Origin of the sequence: Coleofasciculus sp. FACHB-542 (assembly GCF_014695825.1) — a bacterium.
In the GTDB taxonomy this organism is placed as follows: domain Bacteria; phylum Cyanobacteriota; class Cyanobacteriia; order Cyanobacteriales; family FACHB-T130; genus FACHB-T130.
Window position 1 is genome coordinate 151685 of the sequence record NZ_JACJPB010000055.1, and the last position, 6362, is coordinate 158046.

Annotated in this window: 7 protein-coding genes; 2 read left to right on the forward strand and 5 right to left on the reverse strand. The window is 48.1% G+C overall.

Translation table 11 applies throughout. The features are described from left to right. Positions 1-78: 78 nt before the first annotated feature. Both H6F52_RS23235 and H6F52_RS23240 read right to left on the reverse strand, forming a co-directional pair. Entirely contained in the window at positions 79-378 is a 300-nt protein-coding gene (locus H6F52_RS23235; RefSeq protein WP_190536866.1) for a helix-turn-helix domain-containing protein, read from the reverse strand. Next, positions 375-923, reverse strand: coding sequence for a hypothetical protein (locus H6F52_RS23240; protein WP_190536867.1), 549 nt, complete (start codon positions 921-923; stop codon positions 375-377). Before H6F52_RS23240 ends, H6F52_RS23235 begins: the two co-directional genes overlap by 4 nt. A 181-nt stretch (positions 924-1104) precedes the next feature. Between H6F52_RS23240 and H6F52_RS23245 the strand changes: the two genes are divergently transcribed. Both H6F52_RS23245 and H6F52_RS23250 read left to right on the forward strand, forming a co-directional pair. After that, positions 1105-1338, forward strand: coding sequence for a ribbon-helix-helix domain-containing protein (locus H6F52_RS23245; RefSeq protein ID WP_190536868.1), 234 nt, complete (start codon positions 1105-1107; stop codon positions 1336-1338). Beyond that, complete coding sequence (locus tag H6F52_RS23250) at positions 1320-1586, forward strand: hypothetical protein (RefSeq protein WP_190536869.1); 267 nt, start codon at positions 1320-1322, stop codon at positions 1584-1586. The genes H6F52_RS23245 and H6F52_RS23250 overlap by 19 nt, the downstream gene beginning before the upstream one ends. A gap of 112 nt (positions 1587-1698) precedes the next feature. Here the strand turns inward: H6F52_RS23250 and H6F52_RS23255 are convergent, their stop codons facing one another. The 3 genes from H6F52_RS23255 to H6F52_RS23265 all read right to left on the reverse strand — a co-directional run bounded on the left by H6F52_RS23255 (position 1699) and on the right by H6F52_RS23265 (position 6250). Next, positions 1699-4050, reverse strand: a complete 2352-nt coding sequence (locus H6F52_RS23255) for a type I restriction endonuclease subunit R (protein WP_190536870.1) — start codon at positions 4048-4050, stop codon at positions 1699-1701. A 164-nt stretch (positions 4051-4214) separates the two neighbouring features. Continuing rightward, positions 4215-5633 carry an ATP-binding protein gene (locus H6F52_RS23260; protein ID WP_190536871.1) on the reverse strand — a complete coding sequence of 473 codons (1419 nt, stop codon included), beginning with the start codon at positions 5631-5633 and terminating at the stop codon, positions 4215-4217. After that, a complete protein-coding gene (locus H6F52_RS23265) occupies positions 5630-6250 on the reverse strand; it encodes a restriction endonuclease subunit S (protein ID WP_347276247.1) in 621 nt (206 codons plus the stop codon). The genes H6F52_RS23260 and H6F52_RS23265 overlap by 4 nt, the downstream gene beginning before the upstream one ends. Between the last annotated feature and the right edge of the window lie 112 nt (positions 6251-6362).

Genomic DNA, 6362 nt, shown 5'->3' on the forward strand with positions numbered 1-6362 from the left:
CCCTATTGTGAGGATGGCTGATAAAGACAGGTCAATTTGGTCTTGAAATTTGGCTGAACTTATGAAAGTGCTAACGAGTTACTGACCTTCTTTAGAACACAACCGATTCTTGAGTTCTTCTGGAATGTCTTCCCAGTGTTGCAGGAGGAAGTCCATTAAGGCGAGATGGCGCACATCGTTGTGCATCGGGCGGCGGTAACTTTGACCTCTTTTAAACCAGCATCGGACGGTAGACATGGAACGAGCGCAGATTAACGCGATCGCTTCCTGATTCACTTGCCATTTTGAGTAGAACTGCTGTGGTGTCATTCCTAGCTGGCAGTATCCGTAGAGGTCGATTAGGGTTTGCTCTCGTTCGGTAAGAGGACGGGGACTCATGAAGCTTCCTCCAGGGGTTCGAGGTCGTCCTCCCAAGCAATATCCGCAATAGTCCAAGGGGAACTGGAGGAGAGTTTATCGAGCCAGATGAGGTAGCACCACGTCCAAGCGCACTGGTGAGAAGCAAAGCTGTAGAATCTCCCAATTACAACTCCCCAGTCTGTTTTGTCGCCCTCAGGAATCCAGCGCAGTTTGTCGCCGTACAAGTAGCGAGGGATCTGAACGTTGGGGAAGTTGGCAGGCAGATCAACCGATGAGGGCGGGAATACTTGGTGAACTAAGCTGGGGGGTATATCGATGCTGCCGTGACGGATGGCGTTTAAGTAACCCGCGATCCCTTTGCCGTTGAGGTTAGCGGTTAATTTCTGGATGAAGATGGCGGCTAGGCTTTCGAGTTCTGGTTGGGTTAGGTTCATCCACGCAGCATCGAAGTCAGCATCGGAGTAGGTTTTTAGGCGGGTTAGCAGTTGAGTGATGCCGAAATCGTCTAAAGCCTGCTGATAGGCACACTGACTATCAGTTGAATAGCCAACTGGTCTTATCATTATCGAAGTCTCCTTTACTTGGAGCCAGAAGCCAGCAGCAAAGAGTTTCCGAGGCTCACTCGCTGGCTTCTGACATTTTCATGGGTTAACCTAGTTATCCAAGGTTAACCCAATTGCCAGTATAAGAGCAAAACAGTTGTGCGAATATGGGGTTAACAAGGTTATCTAAACTGAACAAGCAATGGCGAAAGACCCGATGGTGGGCGCTCGTATCCCACAGGAATACATCGAAGAAATAGATGCTCTCTCCCAAGCAACCGGGCGATCGCGATCGCAGATTATTCTTGAGGCTGTCGAGGCTTATTTAGGTAAAGAGTCAGGCGGTAACGTTCAGTCTGAGCTAGCCGCTCTCAGAGGGGATGTAGAAGCTCTAAAAAAGAAAACTGGCCATTTGATGTGGTTAGAAGCCAGTTAAGCGAGTTAGCAGCCCGGATGGATGCAGTAGAGACGCTTGTCGGGGCTGGTACTCCAATCGCACTAACTAAAGATGATAAAGCGGTAATAATTGCGGCTCTAGGGCAACTAATCGAGCTAAGCAGGGATGAACTAGCAGGGCGAGGGCTTTACCAGCAACATAAGGCTGAAGGCGATCGCATTTATCAGTTACAGCAGCAGATTGAGGCGTGGGAAGCGTTGCTGGAAAAGTTGGTAGGGAATGAATGAGCGATCGCCTAATTAAGAGTATTCGACTTGAAGCGAGTATCTTTCCAGCCTGAGAAGCTGAGGCACGCGCTCAGCTTGCATTTTTGTATGCTTAAAGGTCTTCCTATCTGAATCACGCTGCTCCTTCCTGAGAATACAAATATTCCTGAAATCCAATAAATACTCTTCGGATGTCGCTAACGTTGCCCAGATCGACCACTGCATCTCTGAGGTCGTGATATTTCAGCTCTAGCAATTGAGGCAGCTTGTCTTGATCGAGTTCCCTCACCCCTTCTTTAATGTATTGATCCAGCACAAAGTCTAGAAATTCTTGCTGTTTGCCGAAATATCGGGAGAAGATCAGCGCTTTATGGCTCATGACTCGCTCTCGGCGGCTAATAGGTTCAGACGCATAAGCAATATAGGTTAGCACGTCGTACAGGTCGCTTTTCTCGGCATCGATCAGGCGGCTAATCTCGGTGAGTTGCTCATCTCCATACCCTTTCTCCGCCAACCCTTCCAATAGGGCTTTACGGGTGTCAGGACGGCTCCACAGTTCCCGCAGTTCAATTTCGTCCCTAAATAGTTCTGGGATTTGACCAAAGAGTCGTTCCACAAATTCGGCAGCAGTCATGGGTTTACCGTCTGGACTCCAGAAGCTGGTAGACATCCGGTGCCGGAGGGTACGTTCCTTACCGTCAGCCAGCTTAATTTTGATTATTTCAGGACGGCGATGGGCTGCTGGGTCTTCATTGCCCTCATTGCTTTGGTTGTCAGGGGTTATGGGGGTATTATGTTCATCCGCTGGTTCGCGGACTCGTCGAGAAGTGACGCGCACGGGTTCTTGTGGTTCGCCGTCCCATTCTGGATCGTTGAAGTGTTCATAGGCTTGGACAAAATCGTAGATGGTAAAGTAGTTTTTGCCATCAAAAAGTCGGGTTCCACGACCAATAATCTTTTTGAACTCGATCATCGTATTGATCGGACGCATCAGCACGATGTTGCGGACGTTCCGCGCATCAACGCCGGTGGAAAGTTTTTGGGAGGTAGTGAGAATGGTGGGAATGCTTTTCTCGTTGTCTTGAAAGGTGCTGAGGTGCTGTTCGCCTAGTTTGCCATCGGCGGCAGTGACGCGGACGCAGTAATTCGGCTCGGTGCTGATTTTCATCTGGTTGATCAGATCGCGCACAGCTAGAGCGTGGGGCTGACTGGCGCAGAAAACCAAGGTCTTTTGGTTCTGGTCGATCGCTTCCATGAATAGCTGAACTCGGTAACGTTCGCGATCGGCGATCTCAATAATGCGGTTGAAATCGGCTTCGGTATAAGTTCTGGTTTCGTCGATCGCACCCTCCATCAGTTCGTCTTCGGCGCTGTAGATGTATTCGTCTAGGGTGGTGTCGATTTGCCTCACTTTGAAGGGGGTGAGGAAGCCATCGTTGATGCCGTCTTTGAGAGCGTAGGTATAGACCGGATCGCCAAAATAGGCGTAGGTGTCAGCGTTGTTAGCGCGTCTTGGGGTGGCGGTGAGTCCTAGCTGCACAGCAGGCGAAAAGTATTCCAGGATGCCGCGCCAGTTGCTTTCGTCGCTGGCTCCACCCCGGTGACATTCGTCAATGATGATGAAGTCGAAGAAGTTGGAGGGGTAGTCTCCGAAGTTAGGGACGGGGTTGCCAGCGTCGTCTCGTCCAGCCATGAAGGTTTGGAAGATGGTAAAGAAGACGCTGCCGTTTTTGGGAACTCTGCCCCGTTTTTTGATGACTTCGGGGTCAATTCGTACCAGGGCATCATCGGGGAAGGCGGAGAAGGCGTTATAGGCTTGGTTGGCGAGAATGTTGCGATCTGCAAGAAACAGGATGCGGGGGCGGCGAGTCGGTTGCCGACTGAGGTTCCAGCGGCTTTGAAACAGTTTCCAGGTGAGTTGGAAGGCGACGAGAGTTTTCCCTGTGCCTGTAGCCATTGTCAGCAGGATGCGATCGCGCCCCTCTACAATTGCTTCCAGGACGTGTTTGATGGCGTTGTGCTGGTAGTAGCGAGCTTCCCAGGTGCCACTGCGGGTTTCAAAGGGAACGTCGGCAAAGCGATCACGCCATTGGTTAGCTGTGCTGAAGGTGGCATCCCAAAGCTGATCGGGGCTGGGATAGTGGCTGATGTAGCCTTCTTCCCCAGTACGCATATCGATCTGGTAGATGCCGTCACCATTAGTGGAATAAGCAAATCGGGCTTCTAGTTTTTCTGCATATTTTTTAGCTTGACCAACGCCTTCAGTATCTGGAAGGCTGCGCTTTTTGGCTTCAATGACGGCGAGTTTTTCACCGCGATAGACCAGTACATAATCGGCAAATTCTGGTTGAGCGCGTCTGCCGTTACCCACCAAGCGACCGGGGGCGATGACTTCCCGACGGATGCGGCTACCTGCCGCGACTCCCCAGCCTGCGCTTCTCAGAGCAGGGTCGATTAGTTCGGCGCGGGTTTCGGCTTCGTTCATAGTTCGCTCATCTCGATTTGCGTTAAAACACTTTTTTGTTGGTTTTGCAAGAGTTTGAGGCTTTGAGAGTGACTCACCTCGGTTTGCGTTAAAACACTTTTTTGTTGTTTTGCAAGGGTTTGAGGCTTCGAGAGTGATTGATATCGGTTTGCGTTAAAACACTGTTATGCCCAAAAAGGAAGATAGCGAGCATAGCGGGTAGAGGTTGATTCGGATTCATCTGTCTTGATCAAGCCAGCTTCTTTGGTAGCTCCTATAATCAGAGAAACTGTTGCTACCTTTGACTCACCTAGACGAAACCGCTCCCGTAGGGTTTGGTTAGACATGGGTTGATTGCTGACATACAGCAGACAGCAATGCTGGTAACAGGCTCGAATTCGGTCTGATTTGCTCATATCGGCAAAATCCTGATGGGCAAACAGCACTGCTGTAGTGCGCGTGTCACCTCCTCGAAAATCTGGTGCGGGTAGTTGAAAGTCCTCTGCTGCGCTAACAACTTTGTCAATTCCACTGCCTTTTTCTTCACATATACCAAAACGTCGCATTATGTCTGCAAGTTGTTCGTTACGGGAGCGATTTTCATCAATAAAGCGCTCTACCTTAATGGGCGGAATGCCGGGATTAGATATCTCAATGCGATCGCTATACATCTCGATCATCACTGAAGTACCTGTTGCTAGAAAATCCTGATGCACCAAAGCATTAGCAATAAGTTCTCGTAAAGCCTGTTTTGGGAACATCTTTACTTCTTCCCGCACAACTTCCTCGATAAAGCGATTTTGCGGTGCTGCTGAGTGGACAAAATCCACTAATCCGTCAAAGCCAACAGCATATCCTCGGATGCCTGTCGTTTCATTACGAGTTTTTAGCTTATTGATACCTTCGTAGATTACGACACGGGCTGCTTTACGAGCTAATGTAGGGGAAAAGGCATCCAGTTTTTTCGCCAACAGGATCGCAGCTAGGTTTGTGATTGTCCAACCTTGCGGTGTCTGTTTGATTAAATCTTGGCTCTGTAATCTTTCTAGGACAGTATCGCGGTTAGTCGGATAGGGGATTTTTAGCAGTTCAAAGTAGGTTTGGGTATCTAGGAGGGCGATTACATCGTCAGGGCTGGCATCAGATCGGGCGGGTAGGGAAAACCAATCTTGCTGGTCTTCAGCAAAAATCCGCTTCAGCATATCAGGAGTCATTGGTTGCAGTTCTTCGCCTACTCTCATCAGGTAGGCTCCCTCATAATTCAATGCACGACCGACAGGACGGGGAGGCGCTTCAAAAACTAGAACTCGACCCTTTGGATGTGCTAATTCGGTAACTTCTACCCGAAATCCAAGTTCATTAACTATTCTCGCCTTAATACTATTCAAAGCTTCTGCTGTTGACCAAGCTTGCGACCCTACTACTTGGCGAGGTCGCTTATCAGTAACGCCCAAAACGATATAACCACCGCCTTCATTCGCCAGCGCTACACAATATTTCAGCAGCTTCGTCGAATCAAACTGTTGTTTGGCTTCTTTAAATTCAAGGCGTTCCGTTTCTGTGGGTACAAGCAGCCATTTTTCAAGGGTTTCAAGGGTAATCATGCTGCGATCGCCTCCTTAGAAGTTTTCGCTGTGTCTGCGGTGAGTTCGCCAGTAAAGGCTTTTTGCAGGATGGATTGTTGGAGTTCGTTGAGTGCGGCGAGTTTTTGGCGGTAGATAGTTTCGAGGCGTTGGGTTTCTGTATATAATTCACGTAAGTTTGAAACAATTCGGGATTGCTCTTCTACATTTTTAGGAACAGGAAAAGTAAAATTCACCAATGTCTTGATTGGCAACTGAGGCTGTGCTGCACCAGAGGTAAATCTTTCAATTTGTGATTTCATAATAGATGAACGCAGAACTTCAAATAAATATTCAGACTTAATAATATTTTCATTAGGTCTAAAAATTAGCATTCCCGAATTAATACGTATATGGTCGAACTCTACACTTTCGTCATAAATAGCAATATTACCGATTGTTCCTCGTGTAGTAAGGATTACGTCTCTTCTTTTGAGCTTACCTTTACGGAGTAACTTATCCTTTTCTTCTGTAATAAACATTTTGGTATCGAAGTTAAAACCATCGGGTCTTACATTCTTTGTATTTAAAAATAGGCAATAATCTTCATTATAAAAATCCGATTTCTGAGGATAATTTGTGCCTCTATCTCCATCAATAGACCTCTTGCAAAAGTCGTCGCTGGGGTAATATGGGGTCTAAAATTAGGCGATTGCTAGCTGCCGGTCATAAGTTTTACTCATCTTACCTTTGACTGAGCCGAAGTTCATA